12 protein-coding genes are annotated in these 15,760 nt (G+C 72.3%); 5 read left to right on the forward strand and 7 right to left on the reverse strand.

Annotated elements, in window-relative coordinates:
- Positions 1-35: 35 nt before the first annotated feature.
- On the reverse strand, positions 36-1,100 hold the full coding sequence (locus tag WA762_RS32110) for a 2,3-butanediol dehydrogenase (RefSeq protein ID WP_335940736.1): 1,065 nt from the start codon (positions 1,098-1,100) through the stop codon (positions 36-38).
- 256 nt (positions 1,101-1,356) lie between these two features.
- On the reverse strand, positions 1,357-2,346 hold the full coding sequence (locus WA762_RS32115) for an acetylxylan esterase (protein WP_335940737.1): 990 nt from the start codon (positions 2,344-2,346) through the stop codon (positions 1,357-1,359).
- A 389-nt stretch (positions 2,347-2,735) separates the two neighbouring features.
- On the opposite strand from WA762_RS32115, the gene WA762_RS32120 reads away from it, so the two are divergent.
- The 5 genes from WA762_RS32120 (at position 2,736) to WA762_RS32140 (ending at position 9,166) form a co-directional block, all read left to right on the forward strand.
- Positions 2,736-3,986: a sugar ABC transporter substrate-binding protein gene (locus tag WA762_RS32120; protein ID WP_335940739.1), complete on the forward strand. Its 1,251-nt coding sequence runs from the start codon at positions 2,736-2,738 to the stop codon at positions 3,984-3,986.
- Between the two features lie 5 nt (positions 3,987-3,991).
- Entirely contained in the window at positions 3,992-4,984 is a 993-nt protein-coding gene (locus WA762_RS32125; RefSeq protein WP_335940741.1) for a carbohydrate ABC transporter permease, read from the forward strand.
- Positions 4,981-5,901, forward strand: coding sequence for a carbohydrate ABC transporter permease (locus tag WA762_RS32130; protein ID WP_335940742.1), 921 nt, complete (start codon positions 4,981-4,983; stop codon positions 5,899-5,901). The genes WA762_RS32125 and WA762_RS32130 overlap by 4 nt, the downstream gene beginning before the upstream one ends.
- A gap of 334 nt (positions 5,902-6,235) precedes the next feature.
- A complete protein-coding gene (locus WA762_RS32135) occupies positions 6,236-7,438 on the forward strand; it encodes a glycoside hydrolase family 1 protein (RefSeq protein WP_335940744.1) in 1,203 nt (400 codons plus the stop codon).
- A gap of 234 nt (positions 7,439-7,672) precedes the next feature.
- Positions 7,673-9,166 carry a glucoamylase family protein gene (locus tag WA762_RS32140; RefSeq protein ID WP_335940746.1) on the forward strand — a complete coding sequence of 498 codons (1,494 nt, stop codon included), beginning with the start codon at positions 7,673-7,675 and terminating at the stop codon, positions 9,164-9,166.
- Positions 9,167-10,069: 903 nt separating this feature from the next.
- Here WA762_RS32140 and WA762_RS32145 read toward each other — a convergent pair.
- The 5 genes from WA762_RS32145 to WA762_RS32165 all read right to left on the reverse strand — a co-directional run bounded on the left by WA762_RS32145 (position 10,070) and on the right by WA762_RS32165 (position 15,698).
- Entirely contained in the window at positions 10,070-12,670 is a 2,601-nt protein-coding gene (locus WA762_RS32145) for a SpoIIE family protein phosphatase (RefSeq protein WP_335940775.1), read from the reverse strand.
- 198 nt (positions 12,671-12,868) lie between these two features.
- A complete protein-coding gene (locus WA762_RS32150) occupies positions 12,869-13,297 on the reverse strand; it encodes an ATP-binding protein (protein WP_335940748.1) in 429 nt (142 codons plus the stop codon).
- Positions 13,298-13,944: 647 nt separating this feature from the next.
- Complete coding sequence (locus WA762_RS32155) at positions 13,945-14,355, reverse strand: (deoxy)nucleoside triphosphate pyrophosphohydrolase (RefSeq protein ID WP_335940749.1); 411 nt, start codon at positions 14,353-14,355, stop codon at positions 13,945-13,947.
- 31 nt (positions 14,356-14,386) lie between these two features.
- On the reverse strand, positions 14,387-14,575 hold the full coding sequence (locus WA762_RS32160; RefSeq protein WP_335940750.1) for an SPOR domain-containing protein: 189 nt from the start codon (positions 14,573-14,575) through the stop codon (positions 14,387-14,389).
- Between the two features lie 370 nt (positions 14,576-14,945).
- Entirely contained in the window at positions 14,946-15,698 is a 753-nt protein-coding gene (locus WA762_RS32165) for a GntR family transcriptional regulator (protein ID WP_335940751.1), read from the reverse strand.
- Positions 15,699-15,760: the final 62 nt, after the last annotated feature.

Consider the following 15,760-nt stretch of genomic DNA (forward strand, 5'->3'; position numbering starts at 1 on the left):
GCGGCCGGCCCGTGGCCGGGTGCGCCGGGCGGGCGTCAGCGGCGGGGGTCCACCAGGATCTTGACGGCCGTCTCGTTGTGGTGGATCAGGGTCTCGAAGCCCTCGGAGACCAGACCGTCCAGCCCGATGGTCTTGGTGATGAAGGGCGACAGGTCGATGCGCCCCTCCTGCACGAGCTTGATGGTCTGCGGGTGGGAGTTGACATAGGCGATCGTGCCGCGCAGGTCGACCTCCTTGAGGACGAGCTTCTGCATGTCGATCGACGCCGGCTTGCCCCAGATCGAGATGACGGTGATGACACCGCCCGCCTTGACCGCGTCGAACAGCGTGTCGAGGACGACGTTCACGGAGGTGGCCTCGAACGCGACGTCCGCGCCCTTGCCGCCGGTGAGCCGCCGGACCTCCTCGGCGACGTCGGCGGTCGCCGGGTCGATGACGTGGTCGGCGACCTTGGCGTCCAGCGCCTTCTGCCGGCGCAGCGAGCTGAGCTCGGAGACCGCGACCTCGACGCCCATCGCCTTGAGCACCGCGCAGGTGAGCAGCCCGATGGGGCCGGCGCCGCCGACGAGGGCGAAGTCGCCCGCCTTCGCACCCGAGCGCTCGAACGCGTGGTACGCCACCGACAGCGGCTCGATGAGGGCCGCCTGGTCCAGCGGGACGTCGCCGACCGGGTGGACCCACCGGCGCTCGACGACGATCTTCTCCGCGAGACCGCCGCCCCGGCCGCCCAGCCCGATGAAGTTCATGTCGGGCGAGATGTGGTAGGTCGGGTTGTTCTCGCTGGTGTCGACCTCGGGACGCAGGATGTAGGGCTCCACGACGACGCGGTCGCCCGGCTTGAGGTCCTCGACGCCTTCGCCCACCGCGTACACGACGCCGGACATCTCGTGACCGAGCGTCACGGGAGCGGACTCGCCCGAGACCGGGTGCGGGTGGCCGGCCGGCGGGACGAAGATCGGTCCGTCGAGGTACTCGTGCAGGTCGGTGCCGCAGATGCCGCAGTACGCGACGTCGATGCCGACCGTGCCCGGCTGGACCGCGGGCTCCTGGATGTCCTCGATGCGGATGTCACCGCGGTCGTAATAGCGTGCAGCCTTCATGGTGAGCCGGCTCCTTCGTCCTACCGCTCACACCTCGTGACGCGTTCTGCCGTGGAGTGAGGTGCGTGCCTCGCGCGGCGCATTTACGTTAACGATTAAACAATACGGTGCAATACGGTTCAGACACCCGCGTCGGTCTCCTGTTCCAGGGTGCACCCGATGCCGGCCGGCGGCCCCTCGACCACCGCCGACCGGGCCCCGGGGCGCGGCGTCCGCGCGGACGCGTCCCCGACCCCGAGGCCCGGCCGACGGCCCGTCACACCTTGAGGTGCGCCCCGAAGAACCGCCGCCGGGCCGCGCGCAGCTCCTCGGTCTCCGCCGCCGTCCCGGGGTACTCGAAGTGGCCCGCGTTCAGCACCTGGAGCTCGCGCTCACCGGCGAGGGCGTTGTACACGGCGAACTGCCCCGGCGGCGGCACCGACGGGTCGAAGAGCGCCGCCGCCACCAGCACCGGCCGCTCCTGCCGGGCCGCGGCCGTGGCGGCGTCGAAGTACCGCAGCACCTCGACGACCTCGGGGTGGTCCCGGTGGTGGCCGCGCACCGCCTCGCCGCTGCCCGTGCAGGGCAGGGTGAGCCGCAGCGGGTGGTTGCCGAAGGTGGGCACCGTCAGCTGCCCCGCCGCGAACCGGTCGTCCCAGGGCAGCGCCAGCGCGCCGAGCCCGCCGCCGAAGCTCTCGCCCAGATAGCCGAGCCGGGGCCCGCCCCCGTCGGCGGCCGTCTCCGGGACCAGCTCGTTCAGCGCGGACGCCGCGCACCACAGGTCCGCCACGCACTCGCCGATGACGTAGGTGTCGCGCGAGGCGATGCCGTGCAGCACATGCCCGTGCGAGACGTCCGGGACGCCCGGCCGCCGCCCCCGCTCCCCCATCCCCCGCACGCAGGGCAGGATCGCCGCCGACCTGGGCAGCGGCAGCGGCAGGTCGGGGCCCGGCTCCGCCCGGCCGCCGTATCCGTGCCCGATGACGAAGCCGTGCTCCGCCGCCCCCTCGGCGGGCAGCGCGAGCCAGCCGCCGAGCCGCACCCCGCCGACCGAGGTGAACGTCACCCCGTGGATCCGCAGGCCGTCGCGCTCCTCCTCCAGCGGTCCCAGCTCGGGCTCGGTGGCGACCGCGCGGGCCTCCGCGTGACGGGCCCGCCAGAAGGCGTCGAAGTCGTCCGGGGCCTCGGGGGCGGGGACGCGCATCAGGTCGTCGAGCGTGTATCCGTGCGCCGGATCGAAGGGGAAATCATGTTCGAACGAAGCCATGGCCACCACAGTAGCGCCGCCATGATCGCCCACTTCCGGGCACCGATCGCACCAAATCAGTCACGTCTGGTCACAGCATTACCAATTTCGCAAACAGTGCATCTAACGTGCCAAGCGGACCGCTCGCCGGGCCGCCCGCCGGAGCGCCTTCGGACCGCCTTCGGACCGCCCGCCGGACAGCCCTGGCCCCGCCCGCCGGGCCGCCCGCCGGCCGCCCGCCCGGAGCGCCCGCCGGACACCCGTCGGACGCCTGCCGGACGTCCAGGCGTCCGACACGTTGCAGGAGTGTGACCCAGGACCCTCTTGCGGAATCCCGAATTCCTGCCGCAGAGTGATGTATGCGCTTACAGGCAGCGCATACATCAGGATTGCTCAAGGAGGAGCCCTCCATGCCCCGCACCGCCAGAAACGTCTCGGTCGGTATCACCGTCGCCGCCGCGCTCACCTTCGGTGTCACCGCGTGCGGCAGCTCCGGTGGCGACGACGTCGCCGCCGACAAGAAGCAGACGATCACCGTCTGGGCCATGGGCGCAGAGGGCGAGAAGCTCACGGACGTGGCCAAGGAGTACACCAAGGCCCACCCGAACGTGACGGTCAAGGTGACCCCGGTCGGCTGGGACGTGGCCCACCAGAAGCTGGTCTCCGCCGCCGCTGCCGGCACCCTGCCGGACGTGGCGCAGATGGGCGGCAGCTACATGGGCGAGTTCGCCGAGCTGGGCGTGCTGGAGCCGGTCGACACCAAGACGTTCCACGAGAACGACTTCTTCCCGTCCGGCTGGAAGCAGGGCGAGGTCGACGGCCAGGCGTACGGCGTGCCGTGGTACGTCGACACCCGCGTCCTCTACTACCGCACCGACCTGGCCGAGAAGGCCGGCGTCACCAAGGCTCCGACCGACTGGAAGGAGATGCAGGACCTCGCCACGGCCTATCAGAAGAAGGCCGGAACCAAGTGGGGCCTGTCCATCCAGCCGAGCGGCCTGGACACGGTGCAGAACTTCTACTCCTTCCTCTACTCGGCCGGCGGCGAGATCGTCGACGACAAGGGCAAGGCGGTCATCGACAGCCCGGCCGCCGTGAAGGCGCTCAAGGAGTACGGCTCGTACTTCGACAAGGGCCTCGCCAACAAGTCCGTGCAGCCCGGCTACGACGTGGTGAAGGACTTCGGCAACGGCCGCGTCCCGATGTTCTTCGGCGGCCCCTGGCACGTCACCCTGCTGAACGAGGGCCAGCCGCAGCTCAAGGGCAAGTGGGCGGTGGCCAACGTGCCCGCCGACAAGTCGTCCGTCTCCATGGCCGGCGGCTCCTCCCTGGTGATCTCCAAGGACAGCGAGCACAAGGCGGCCGCCAAGGAGTTCATCAAGTACCTGACCGACACCAAGGGCCAGGCCGACTGGTACAAGCGCACCAAGGACCTGCCGGCCAACACCGCCGCCTGGACCTCCGGCGACCTCGCCGGGGACGCGAACCTCCAGGTCTTCAAGAAGCAGATGGACACCGCCAAGTCCTCGCCCTCGCTGTCCAACTGGACCGAGATCACCGACAAGGTCGACCAGGCCATCGCCAAGGTCACCCAGGGCAAGGCGTCCGCCGAGGACGCGCTGAAGACGGCCCAGTCGCAAATCGAAGGCCTCGTGAAGTAGGAGTCATGCGCACCATGACCGCAAAGGCCGCGGAGTCGGCCAAGGTGCAGGCCGGGCCGGGGGCCTCCGGGTCCCCGGCCACCGGGCCCGCGGGCCGCCGGGGCGGCAGGAGGCCGTCGCTGGGGATGCAGAACCTGGCCGGCTGGCTGTTCTCCACCCCGTTCCTGGTCCTCTTCCTCGTCTTCATGGCGTTCCCGATCCTCGCGACGCTGGGGATGAGCTTCACCGACTTCGGGCTGCGCAACGTCACGCACCCGCTGGACGCGGAGTTCGTCGGCTTCGACAACTACGTCAAGCTGTTCGGCGACGAGAAGTTCCTCAAGTCGCTGTTCAACACGGCGTACTTCGTGGTGATCGGGGTCCCCCTGACGATCTTCCTGGGGCTGGGCGTCGCGGTGCTGCTGAACAACGGCATCGACCGGGCCCGCACCTTCTTCCGCGTCGGCTTCTACGCCCCGGTGGTCACCACCATCGTCGCGGTCGCCGTGGTCTGGCGGTTCGTGCTCGATCCCAGCGACGGGCTGGTCGCGGGGCTCTTCTCCGAAGTCGGCCTCACCGCGCCCGACTTCCTGGGCTCCGAGAAGCTCGCGATGCCGTCGATGATCGCGATGGCGGTCTGGCGCAACCTGGGCACGGTCATGGTGCTCTTCATCGCCGGCCTGCAGGCCATCCCCACCGAGGTGCGGGAGGCCGCGCGGCTGGACGGCGCCGGGGTCTGGCAGGAGTTCCGGAGCATCACCGTGCCCCTGCTGCGGCCCACGCTGCTGTACGCCACGGTCATCACCACCATCGGCTACCTCAACGTCTTCGAGGAGCCGTTCGTGATGACGCAGGGCGGTCCCTCGGACTCCACCCTCACCGTCTCGCTGAACATGTACCGCGAGGGCTTCAACTTCTTCCACATGGGCTATGCGAGTGCCATGGCGTACGTCCTCTTCGTGGTGATCATGGGCATCACGGTGCTCCAGCTCCGACTGCTGAAGGACAACACGAAATGAGCGCCACCAGTGCACCGGGCGCCGTCTCGACGGCGCCGTCGAAGAAGTCCGGGACGGGGTCCGGGAACACCCGGCCGTCCGGTACGCGCGGGTCCGGCGGTCCGCGCCGGGTCCTCGTCTACGTGCTGCTCTCCCTCGGTCTGCTGGTGATGTCGGCGCCGTTCCTGTGGATGGCGGTCTCGGCCTTCAAGACCCCGCGGGACCTGTCGGCCAGCCCGCCGGTGTGGATCCCGTCCGAGTGGACCCTGGAGAACTTCCGGGGCCTGCTCGACAAGCTCGATCTGCCGCTGTACTTCATGAACTCGGTGATCGTGGCGGTGCTGGTCACCGTCTCGAACCTGGTGTTCTGCTCGATGCTCGGATACGCCCTGGCCAAGCTGAACTTCGCCGGGCGCAACAAGATCTTCGGGCTGGTCCTCGGCGCCCTGATGGTGCCGGGCAACCTGATGCTGCTGCCCCTGTTCGTGCTGATGAGCAAGCTGGGACTGATCGACTCGTACGCCGGTCTGGTGCTGCCGTTCGCCGCCGGGGCGTTCGGGGTCTTCCTGATGCGGCAGTTCATGCAGTCGATTCCGGACGAGCTGCTGGAGGCGGCCCGGATGGACGGCGCCGGCGAGTGGTACATCTTCTGGCGGATCGTGATGCCGCTGGTGAAGCCCGCCCTGGCGACGCTCTCGATCTTCACGTTCCTGGGCTCCTGGAACAACTTCGTCTGGCCGCTCATCGCGACCAACGACCCCGACAAGTACACCCTGCCCGTGGCGCTGGCCACGTTCGCCACCGACCCCAACAAGGCGGGCGGCTCCAACGGCATGCTGATGGCCGGCTCGCTCCTGATCGTGCTGCCGGTCCTGGTCGTCTTCATCGCGCTCCAGCGGCACTTCACCCAGGGCATCGCCACGGCGGGCATGAAGTAACGGGCCCGACGCGGCGCCCGCCCGGGCCCGGCCCGCGGCGCGCGTCCGGACGGCCCGCGGCGCGCGTCCGGACGGCCCGCGGCGCGCGTCCGGACGGCCCGCGCCGCACCCGGCGGTCCGCGCCGGACGGAAGCCTCCTGGGCGGTACCTCCCACCCTTTGGACCGCCCCGGACCGCCCCGGACAGCCCAGGACCGCCCCGGGCGGCCCCGGGCGGCCCCGCCCCCGGCGCGCGACCGGGCCCGGGCCCGGGCCGCCCCACCGAAACGTACGAGGCCGGCACCCCGCACCCACGCCGGCCACACCCCTCTCACGCACCATAAGGACACTCTGCGATGACTCACACCCAGGTCCCGTTCCCCGAAGGCTTCCTGTGGGGCGCCTCCACCGCCGCCCACCAGATCGAGGGCAACAACACCAACTGCGACTGGTGGGTCAAGGAGCACGCCGAGGGCACCCACATCCAGGAGCCCAGCCTGGACGCCTGCGACAGCTACCACCGCTGGCGCGAGGACATGGACGCGCTGGCCTCCCTGGGCTTCACCGACTACCGGTTCTCCATCGAGTGGGCGCGCATCGAGCCCGCCGAGGGCCGCTTCTCCCGCGCCGAACTCGCCCACTACCGCCGCATGGTCGAGGGCGCCCTCGAACGCGGCCTGCGCCCGATGATCACGCTGCACCACTTCACCGTGCCGCAGTGGTTCGAGGCGCGCGGCGGCTGGACCGCCGAGGGCGCGGTCGAGCTCTTCGCCCGTTACGTCGCGGCCTGCGCGCCGGTGATCGCCGAGGACGTCACGCACGTCTGCACCATCAACGAGCCGAACATGATCGCCGTGATGGCGGGCCAGGCCAAGCGCGGCGACAACAGCTTCCCGCCGGCCGGCCTGCCGACCCCCGACGACGAGACCACCGAGGTCGTCATCGCCGCGCACCACGCGGCCGTCAAGGAGGTCCGGGCGATCAACCCCGCGATCCAGGTCGGCTGGACCATCGCCAACCAGGTCTACCAGGCCCTGCCGGGCGCCGAGGAGGTCACCGCGGCCTACCGGCGCCCCCGCGAGGACGTCTTCATCGAGGCCGCCCGCGGCGACGACTGGATCGGCGTGCAGTCCTACACCCGGACCAAGATCGGCCCCGAAGGCCCGATCCCGGCCCCCGCCGACGCCGAGCGCACCCTCACCCAGTGGGAGTACTACCCGTCCGCCGTCGGCCACGCGCTGCGCCACACCGCCGACGTCATCGGCGCCGACATGCCGCTGATCGTCACCGAGAACGGCATCGCCACCGACGACGACACCCGCCGGGTCGACTACTACACCGGTGCGCTGAACGAGGTCGCCCGCGCGCTGGAGGACGGCCTCAACATCCAGGGCTACCTGGCCTGGAGCGCGCTCGACAACTACGAGTGGGGCTCCTACAAGCCGACGTTCGGCCTGATCGGCTGGGACCCGGAGACCTTCGAGCGGCTGCCGAAGCCGTCCGCCGTCTGGCTGGGCGAGATGGGCCGCACCCGCGCGCTGCCGCGCGTCGCCGGCTGACACCGGCCCCCGACCGGGAGCGGCCCGACCGCTCCCGCCCCGGAGGGACCGGCGGCGTCCGACGCCCGCCGGCCCCTCCGGTCCGCCCGCGCGGGCGGCACGCGTGACCAGCCCCCGCCGGCGCGTACCACCCGCGCGGGCGCCGTACGCACGACGGCGCCCGCGCCCCCCTGCACGACCGACGAACGAATCCGCCCACCGCCGCAGTCGGTGGCTCTTCTTCGAAGGATGCCGATGGACCGTCGCACGTTTCTCACCGCCGCGGGAACCGGGGCCGCCGCCCTGACCCTCGGCGCGGTCTCCGCCCCCGCCGCGAACGCCGCGCCCGCCGCCCCCGCCGCCCGGCCCGCCGCGCACGGCCCGGACGCGGCGCTGCTGCTGCGCTGGTTCCGCGACACGTACCGCTCGATGGAGGCGATGACCACCGACCTCGGGCTCGCCGTCGACAAGATCGACGTCAGCGGCCCCGGCGCCCCCGTGCGGTCGCGCCAGACCTCGCCGACCAACATCGGCTGCGGCCTCTGGTCGACCGTCGCCGCCGCCGGTCTCGGGGTGATCGACGGCGCCACGATGGAACGCCGCCTGGAACGCACCGTCCGGGCCGTGGAGCGGCTGGAGCGCCACCACGGCTTCTGGCTCAACTGGTACGACGCGCACGACGGTTCGGTCATCACCGAGTGGCCCGGCACCGGCGACCCGGTGCGCCCGTTCCTGTCCTCCGTCGACAACGCCTGGCTGATCACCGGCCTGCGGATCGCGGCCGACGCCGCGCCCGCCCTGCGCCCCCGCATCGGCCGCGTCCTGGCCACCGCCGACTGGTCGTACTACTACACGCCGTACGACCCGGCCGACCCCGTCGCCGGACCCGGTCAGCTGCGCGGCGGGTTCTGGACCGACACCGGGGAGCCCACCGGCCACCACTACGGCGCCCTCAACACCGAGCCCCGCATGGCCAGTTACCTGGGCATCGCGGACGGCTCGCTGCCCGCCGACCACTACTGGCACCTGCTGCGCACCATGCTCCCCGAGCACGAGCAGGAGCAGCGCCCGCAGGGCTCCTACGTGGCCATGGACGGCGTACGCGTCTGGCAGGGGCACTACATCCACCGCGGCCGGAAGCTCGTCCCCAGCTGGGGCGGCTCGATGTTCGAGGCGCTGATGGTGCCGCTGTTCGTTCCGGAGGCGGAGTGGTCACCGCGCTCCTGGGGCCTCACCCACCGGCGCTACGTCCGCGGCCAGATCGAGCACGGCCTGGCGGAGGCGCGGTACGGGTACTGGGGCTTCTCCCCCGCCAACGTCCCCGAAGGGGGGTACCAGGAGTACGGCGTCGACGCCCTCGGCATGCAGGTCGACGGCTACGCCTCCAACACCGACCGCACGTACACCACGGACGGCGCCCCGCTGCCGCCCCCGTCGGCGTTCACCAACGGCGTGGTCACCCCGCACGCCTCGTTCCTCGCCCTGCCCTACGCACCGGCCGAGGCCGTCGCCAACCTGCGCGCGCTCGATCGCGACTTCGGCGCCTACCACGCCGGGTACGGGTTCCGGGACTCCGTCAACGTCGGCACCGGGCGGGTCAGCGACTACCTGCTCGCCCTCGACCAGGGCATGATCGCCGCGGCCCTGGCCCAGGCGCTCCGGCCCGGCCTGCTGCAGCGGCCGTTCCGGACGGGCGGCTTCCGGTCGAAGGTGCGCCCGTTGCTCGCCAAGGAGCGCTTCTCCATCTGACCGGGCCCGGGGCGCCTCGGGTGCGTCCGCGGGCATGCCTCGGGACGCGTCCCGAGGCGCGTCCCGGGGCGGCCGTGTCCGTGCCCTGGGACGGGTCTCGGGACACGGGCGCCACGGACACGGCCCGGCCGCGGCCGGCGACCGGCCGCCCGAGCGGCGTACGCACGACTCGGCCGGTGCGGCGGCAGCGTTCGCCCGGTCGCGTGCGGCGGCGCCGCCGCACCGGTCGCGAGCACCGGACGGCGGACATAACCTCACAAACGTGACGCCACTCGTGAGCCGTACCCGATTATCGGGACCGGGCCGGGCCCTGCTCACCGCACTGACGGCGCTGTGCCCGCCGTCCCTCCCGCACACCGCCCACGCCGCCCCCGGCCCCTCCGCCGCGCCCGGCGTCCTCGGCGCGCCCGGAACCGTCCCTTCCGGCGGGACGAGCGCCGTGGACCTGATCCTGCCGGTGGCCGTGCTCGTCGTCGCGGTGCTGGCCGCCGGTCACGCGTACGTCCGCCGCCGACGGCGAGCCGTCACCCGCACCACCCCCGGCGCGACCGCCCGACGGCCTTCGAACGGGGCCGCCGACGCTGATGAAACAGGTGGGGCGGGCGAGGCGACTGGGGCGACTGAGGCCGACGAAACAGACCGGACGGGCGAGGCGGCCGGGGCAGCTGGGGCGGACGAGACCGGCAGGACGGGGAAATCGGAAGGGACGGGCGAGGCGGGCGAAGGCCCCCCTGACGCACCCGGCCGGTCCGGCGCCGGCCGATGAGGGCGCCGCGCGCCCGCCCCGGCCCGGGACCGGCCCACGGCGTACGCCCCGTGTCCCCCGTACGCCTCCGGACTCCCCGCCCGGCCCCTCAGCACCTGCCTGCACTGCACGCCGGCAGTACCTGCCGGCGTGTCACGTCAGTACATGCTGAGCAGCTGCTCCAGCGTGGGCTCGGCGGCCGGTTCCCCGTCGGGCAGCGCCAGTTCGAACCAGACCGTCTTGCCGCGCGGCGTCCGTCTGGACCCCCAGCCCGCGCTCAGCATCCCGACCAGCTGGAGCCCGCGCCCGCCCTCGTCGGTGTCGCGCGCCCGACGCCGCCGCGGCTGGACGAGGCCCGCGTCCCACACCTCGCACACCAGTGTGCGGTCGAGCAGCAGCCGGAGCCGGATCTCGCCCTCGCCGTACCGCAGGGCATTGGTGACCAGCTCGCTGACCAGCAGTTCGGTGGTGTCGACCAGTTCACCGAGATCCCAGGCCAGCAGCTGCTCACGGGCGAGCTCGCGGGCCCGGCCGACCGAGCGGGGCTCGCGCGGCAGCCGCCAGTCGCCGACCGCGTCGGCCGGAAGTCCCCGGATACGGGCCATCAGCAGGGCGATGTCGTCCTCGCCGTGCCGGGTGTCGAGGGTCGTCAGGACCTGGTCGCAGACGACCTCCAGGGGCCGTTCCGGAGCGACGAGCGCGTCGCGCAGGGCCCGGAGCCCCTCGTCCAGCGGATGGTCCCGGGACTCGACGAGTCCGTCCGTGTAGAGGGCGAGCAGGGCGCCCTCCTTCAGTTCGACCTCGACCTCCTCGAAGGGCTCGCCGCCCACGCCGAGCGGCATCCCGGGCGGGACGTCGAGCAGTTCGGCCCGCCGCCCCGGCTCGGCCACGGCCGGCGGGAGATGGCCCGCGTTGGCGAAGGTGCACCGCCGGGTGACCGGGTCGTAGACCGCGTACACACAGGTCGCCAGGTACACCTCGGAGAGGTCCGCCTCACGGGACTTGTGGGCGGCCCGCGAGGGCCACTGGGCCCCGCCGCCGGGGGCCCCGGGGAAGGCGCCGGTGGCGCGGCCGGGCGTGCCGAGCCCCCGGGCGACCTCGTCGAGCGCCGCGAGCACCTCGGCCGGTTCCAGGTCCAGCAGGGCCAGGGTCCTTACGGCGGTGCGCAGTTCGCCCATGGCGACGGCGGCGCGCAGCCCGCGCCCCATGACGTCTCCGACGACGAGGGCGGTGCGGTGGCCGGGGAGTTCGATGACGTCGAACCAGTCGCCGCCCACCTCGGTCGCGGTGTTGCCGGGGAGGTACCGGCAGGCGATGTCGAGGCCGGCCGCCTCGGGGTCGCCGGGCGGCAGCAGGCTGCGCTGGAGGATCAGCGCGCGTTCGTGCTCCCGCCGGTAGAGGCGGGCGTTGTCGATGCAGACCGCGGCGCGGGAGGCGAGTTCGACGGCCAGGCCCCGGTCCCGTTCGCCGAACGGCTCGCTGCCCTTGGTACGGGAGAACTGGACGAGGCCGACCACCGTGTCGTGGGCGACCATCGGCACGGCCAGGGTCGACTGGACGAAGCCCCGGTCGTCGCCGGGCACGTCCTCCACGTGTCCGGTGCGCAACGCCACCGCGCAGGGCGAGTTGTACGGGAACCGGTGCACGGCGCCCGGCGCGGGCGGACAGGCGCCTGAGTCGGAGGCGGACGCGGCTCCGCCCCGTGCCGAGGCGGGCGCGCCCCGGCCCCTCGCGGCGGCGGGCAGCGCGCCCGACACGGCACTGGCGAAGGCGACCCGGCGCAGTTCGGCCGAGCCGCCGACGGACTCCTGGCGGAGCGAGTCCCAGCTGCCCGGCGGTGCGTCGTCGCCGGTGAGCAGGCCCTGGTAGAGGTCGACGGAGGCAAGGTCGCAGAAGCCGGGCACGGCGACGTCGAGGAGCTCCCGGGCGGTGGTCTCCAGATCGAGGGAGTTGCCGATGCGGGCGCCGGCCTCGTTGAGCAGGGCGAGGTTGCGACGGGCGCTGGCGGCCTCGCGGGCCGCGATGTGCCGTCGCGTCACATCCGTGGCCAGACCGGCGATGCCGACGGGCCGGCCCGATCCGCTGTGCACCCGGTAGAGGTTCATGGACCAGTGCCTGCGGTCCGGGTCGCCGGGGGCGTGGCCGATGAGCTGGAGGTCGGTGACGGAGGCGCCGGTCTCCAGCACCCGCTTCAGGGTGGCGGTGAGGCGCTCCGCCTCGCTCCGGGGCAGGTAGTCCTCGACGGTGCGGCCCCGGTGGTCGTCGGCCCGGCCGCCGAAGACCCTCGCGAAGCGCTCGTTGGCGCGCACCACCGTGAGATCGGTGCCGAACAGCACGAAACCGAAAGGAGATTGGCCGAATATGGCCTGTGAAGCGGCGAGGTCCGTCTCGATGCGGCGCAGCGCGCGGACATCCACGACGATGCAGAGCGCGGCCCGTTCGCCGGTCTTCGTCTCACTCGGCATCACATAGAGCTCGGCGAGCCCGCGCACGGCCCGCTCCCCCGGTATGCGGAACGGGACGAGGCCCGTCCACTCCCTGCCGTCGAGGATCTCGCCCACCCGGCGATGGCCGTCCCGGCGCAGCTCGGCGGGCATGAACGCCTCGACCGGATCCATGCCCACCGCGACATCCGCGGGAAGGCCGAACAGGCCGACGGCCCGTCGGCTCCACTGCTCGATCAGCCCGTCGGGGCCGATCGAGAAGGAGGCGACCCTGATGTAGTCATAGATCGAGCCGGGCGGACTGCTCTGCCACACGATGCCGCCCGCCGTTCCAGGTATTTCGCTCACGCGACCGTCCCCTCCAGCTCACACACCGGACCGGTCCTGACCGCAGTATTCAGCACTCCGGCCCCGACCGACACGGCGTTCACGATCACAGCACGGTCTCAGTCCCTTTCGGACAGGTTCTGCTCGACCTTCGGTGATCGCCGTGCGCGTCGTCCCACCCCACTCCTAACCAGGCAGCGGCAGCTCGAACCACACGGTCTTGCCGGTCTTTCCCCGTCTGGTCCCCCAGCGACGGGCGGAGCACGCGACCAGTTGCAGCCCCCGGCCGCTCTCGTCGTCCGGCCCGGCCGCGCGCTCGGTGGGCGGATCCGGAAGCGGATCGGAGACTTCCACGAGCAGACCGGGACGAGCGGAGGCCGTGTCCCCATCGGGGTGGGGGCGTTGCAGCCGTACGCCGATGGGACCCGATGTGTACTGCAGGGAATTGGTCACCAACTCGCTGACCAGCAGAACCGTCATGTCCCCGAGGAGTGCGTCGAGCCCCCAGCCGCGCAGCGCCTCATGGACGGCGCGCCGCGCGGTGCGCACCGACCCGGGCACGGCGGGGAAGATCCACTCGGCGCAGTCGCCTTCGGTGTCGATCACGCCGACCACTTCCCAAGTCCGATGACGGGGACGCCCTGCCTACACGGGATATTCAGGGCATACCCGATATCCGGCGCGAACTATCGCCGGGATCGACACGTGGGGGCGTACGGGTGTATGGCCACGCACGCGAACAGATGTACGCGGTACAAGGGGCGCACGGAATGGGCACCGCGCGCCGGAACGCCCGGAACCGAAGCCGCCCACCGGCCGGTTCCGCGTCGGCGGCGCACGCCCCTGCATCCGGCTCCGCCACGGTCCGCCGGAGGCGGGGCCGGCGCCCGGGAGAACTCCGGCCGACCGGGCCACGACGGTCATCCGGCCTCGTCAGGGCGGGCGGGCGCGACCAAAGGCCCCGCCGGGGCGCACCGGGGCACCCGCCGCCGAACAGGCGCGCCGCGGCCTCCGCGCGACCGCCGGCCGCGTGTGCGCCGTCGGCGCACCGCCGTTCGCCCGGCGCGCCGCCGCACACACGATCACCCGACACCTGCCCGCCCGGCGCCCGCCGTACGCCCGACGCCCACCACACACGAAAAACCCCGCACGCCCGCAGGGACGGGCTCCGGGGCCAAGGACTCCCACGGAGAGCGGGACCTCGCCGGACACCGCGCACCCCGAAGCGGGCACGCATCCCGCTCCGGCGCGAAGCGGCCCGGTCAGGCGTCGGCGGGGGCGCCGTCCGGCAGGCGGCGCATCACCTCCGCGACCGCGGGCCGGTCCTGATCCAGCCAGTCGACCGCGTCTATCTCGTCGGGCCCGAGCCAGCGCAACTCGTCATGGTCCTCGATCGGCGCGGGCACCCCGGACACCAGCCGGACCGTCCACACCCGGAGCACATACCCCGGTTTCAGCGGCCACTCTCCGGGGACGCGCTCCATCGGCCGCGCCTCCACGCCGAGTTCCTCGCGAAGCTCCCGTACGAGCGCCTGCTCGCCGCTCTCCCCCGGCTCCACCTTCCCACCGGGCAGTTCCCAGCGGCCGGCCAGCTCGGGCGGCGAGCTGCGGCGCGCGGCCAGCAGCCGGCCCCGGTCGCAGACGGCCCCGGCCACCACCACACGATCGTTCATGAGCCGGAGCGTAACGCCCCCGTCGCCGCGCTCACCGCCCCGGGCGGGCGGACCGGCCGGCGCGCTCCACCCAGTAGAGCTGCTCCTCGCCGGGAACCTCCAGCTTGTCGGCGATCTCCTGAGCCTCGCCGCGGGTGGCGTATCTGCCGACGCGATAGCGATTGCCGTTGTCGTCCTGCCGTATCACCAGCCAAGGGAGCTCGGCACCACTGTCGGTCATCGCGCCCCTTCCGAGCATCGCGCCCCTCCCTCGAACGGCTCGCACGTCTTTAAGGATCCCCAGGAAACCGCAATACGCATATGCCGGAGCCTACGCCAGACCTTTACTCAACGGATACGTAATTACACAAAGAGGTACCGTTCCAGCCATGCGGGAGGCATGAAGGAGGGGCGCACCCTACCGGATGCGCCCCCGTGGAGGCGTCGGCCCGCCCGGCGAACCCCGGCCCGTCGGCCACCCGCCGTCCACCCACACCGCTTGCCGGGACATGACAACGGAACACGACGGCTGGAGGCGACGACGGATCGCCCCGGTCACGGACCCCGGCCCGACGACGCGCCGCCAAGGGCTCCCGCCCCCCGCCCGCCGCTCACCGGACCGGAAGGTGGTAGGCGACCCGGAACCGGTCCGCGGGCACCACGACGTCGGCCGTCTCGACCGGACGCCCCGACGCGTAGTACGTGCGCTCGATCACCATCACCACATGCCCGGGAACGCCGCCGAGCGCCAGGAGCTCCTCCGCCAGCCCCGGGCGCGCGCCGACCTGCTCGGCCACGTTGTCCACGACGACGTCGATCGCGGCCATCCGCTCGACCACCCCGCAGCCGCCCAGCGGCCCCTCCTCGGGCAGCATCACCGGCGTGCGCCCGGTCAGCGCGAGCGGCTCCCAGGAGGTGGAGAGCATCATCGGCTCGCCGGCCTCCCGGAAGGTGTAGCTCGTGCGCATCACCCGGTCGCCCGGCCCGATCCCCAGACGCTCCGCCACCGCGGCGCTCGCGCCCTCCTGTTCGCTGCGGGACTCCCAGGTGCCCCGCGTCCCCTCCGCCGTCTGCTCCTGGCGGAACGGACTGGCGCCCGACACGGGCCGATAGCCGGAACGGGCAATCCGGCGCGGGACCGGGCGCTCCCGCACATACGTACCGGAACCGGAGCGTCCCTCGACCAGCCCCTCGGCCATCAGCACCTTGCGGGCCTCCAGCGCGACCGTGTCCGAGACTCCGTACTCCTCGCGGATACGGGCCTGCGAGGGCAGGCGCGTACGCGGCGGCAGCGAACCATTGACGATCTTCTCTCTCAGATCGCTCGCAACACGCAGATAGGCGGGCTGCTCACCGAAAGTCACAGGCCACTCCCAACAGGTTGACAATCTGCAACAGAGTGACAACGGTCGGTTGTGAATCGCAA

It is taken from the genome of Streptomyces tyrfis, from assembly GCF_037034285.1.
In the GTDB taxonomy this organism is placed as follows: domain Bacteria; phylum Actinomycetota; class Actinomycetes; order Streptomycetales; family Streptomycetaceae; genus Streptomyces.

Bases quoted from the DNA above. Each gene is read 5' to 3' on its own strand.
- WA762_RS32110 (WP_335940736.1), bottom strand. From the start codon at position 1,100: ATGAAGGCTGCACGCTATTACGACCGCGGTGACATCCGCATCGAGGAC.
- WA762_RS32115 (WP_335940737.1), bottom strand. From the start codon at position 2,346: ATGGCTTCGTTCGAACATGATTTCCCCTTCGATCCGGCGCACGGATAC.
- WA762_RS32120 (WP_335940739.1), top strand. From the start codon at position 2,736: ATGCCCCGCACCGCCAGAAACGTCTCGGTCGGTATCACCGTCGCCGCC.
- WA762_RS32125 (WP_335940741.1), top strand. From the start codon at position 3,992: ATGCGCACCATGACCGCAAAGGCCGCGGAGTCGGCCAAGGTGCAGGCC.
- WA762_RS32130 (WP_335940742.1), top strand. From the start codon at position 4,981: ATGAGCGCCACCAGTGCACCGGGCGCCGTCTCGACGGCGCCGTCGAAG.
- WA762_RS32135 (WP_335940744.1), top strand. From the start codon at position 6,236: ATGACTCACACCCAGGTCCCGTTCCCCGAAGGCTTCCTGTGGGGCGCC.
- WA762_RS32140 (WP_335940746.1), top strand. From the start codon at position 7,673: ATGGACCGTCGCACGTTTCTCACCGCCGCGGGAACCGGGGCCGCCGCC.
- WA762_RS32155 (WP_335940749.1), bottom strand. From the start codon at position 14,355: ATGAACGATCGTGTGGTGGTGGCCGGGGCCGTCTGCGACCGGGGCCGG.
- WA762_RS32160 (WP_335940750.1), bottom strand. From the start codon at position 14,575: ATGACCGACAGTGGTGCCGAGCTCCCTTGGCTGGTGATACGGCAGGAC.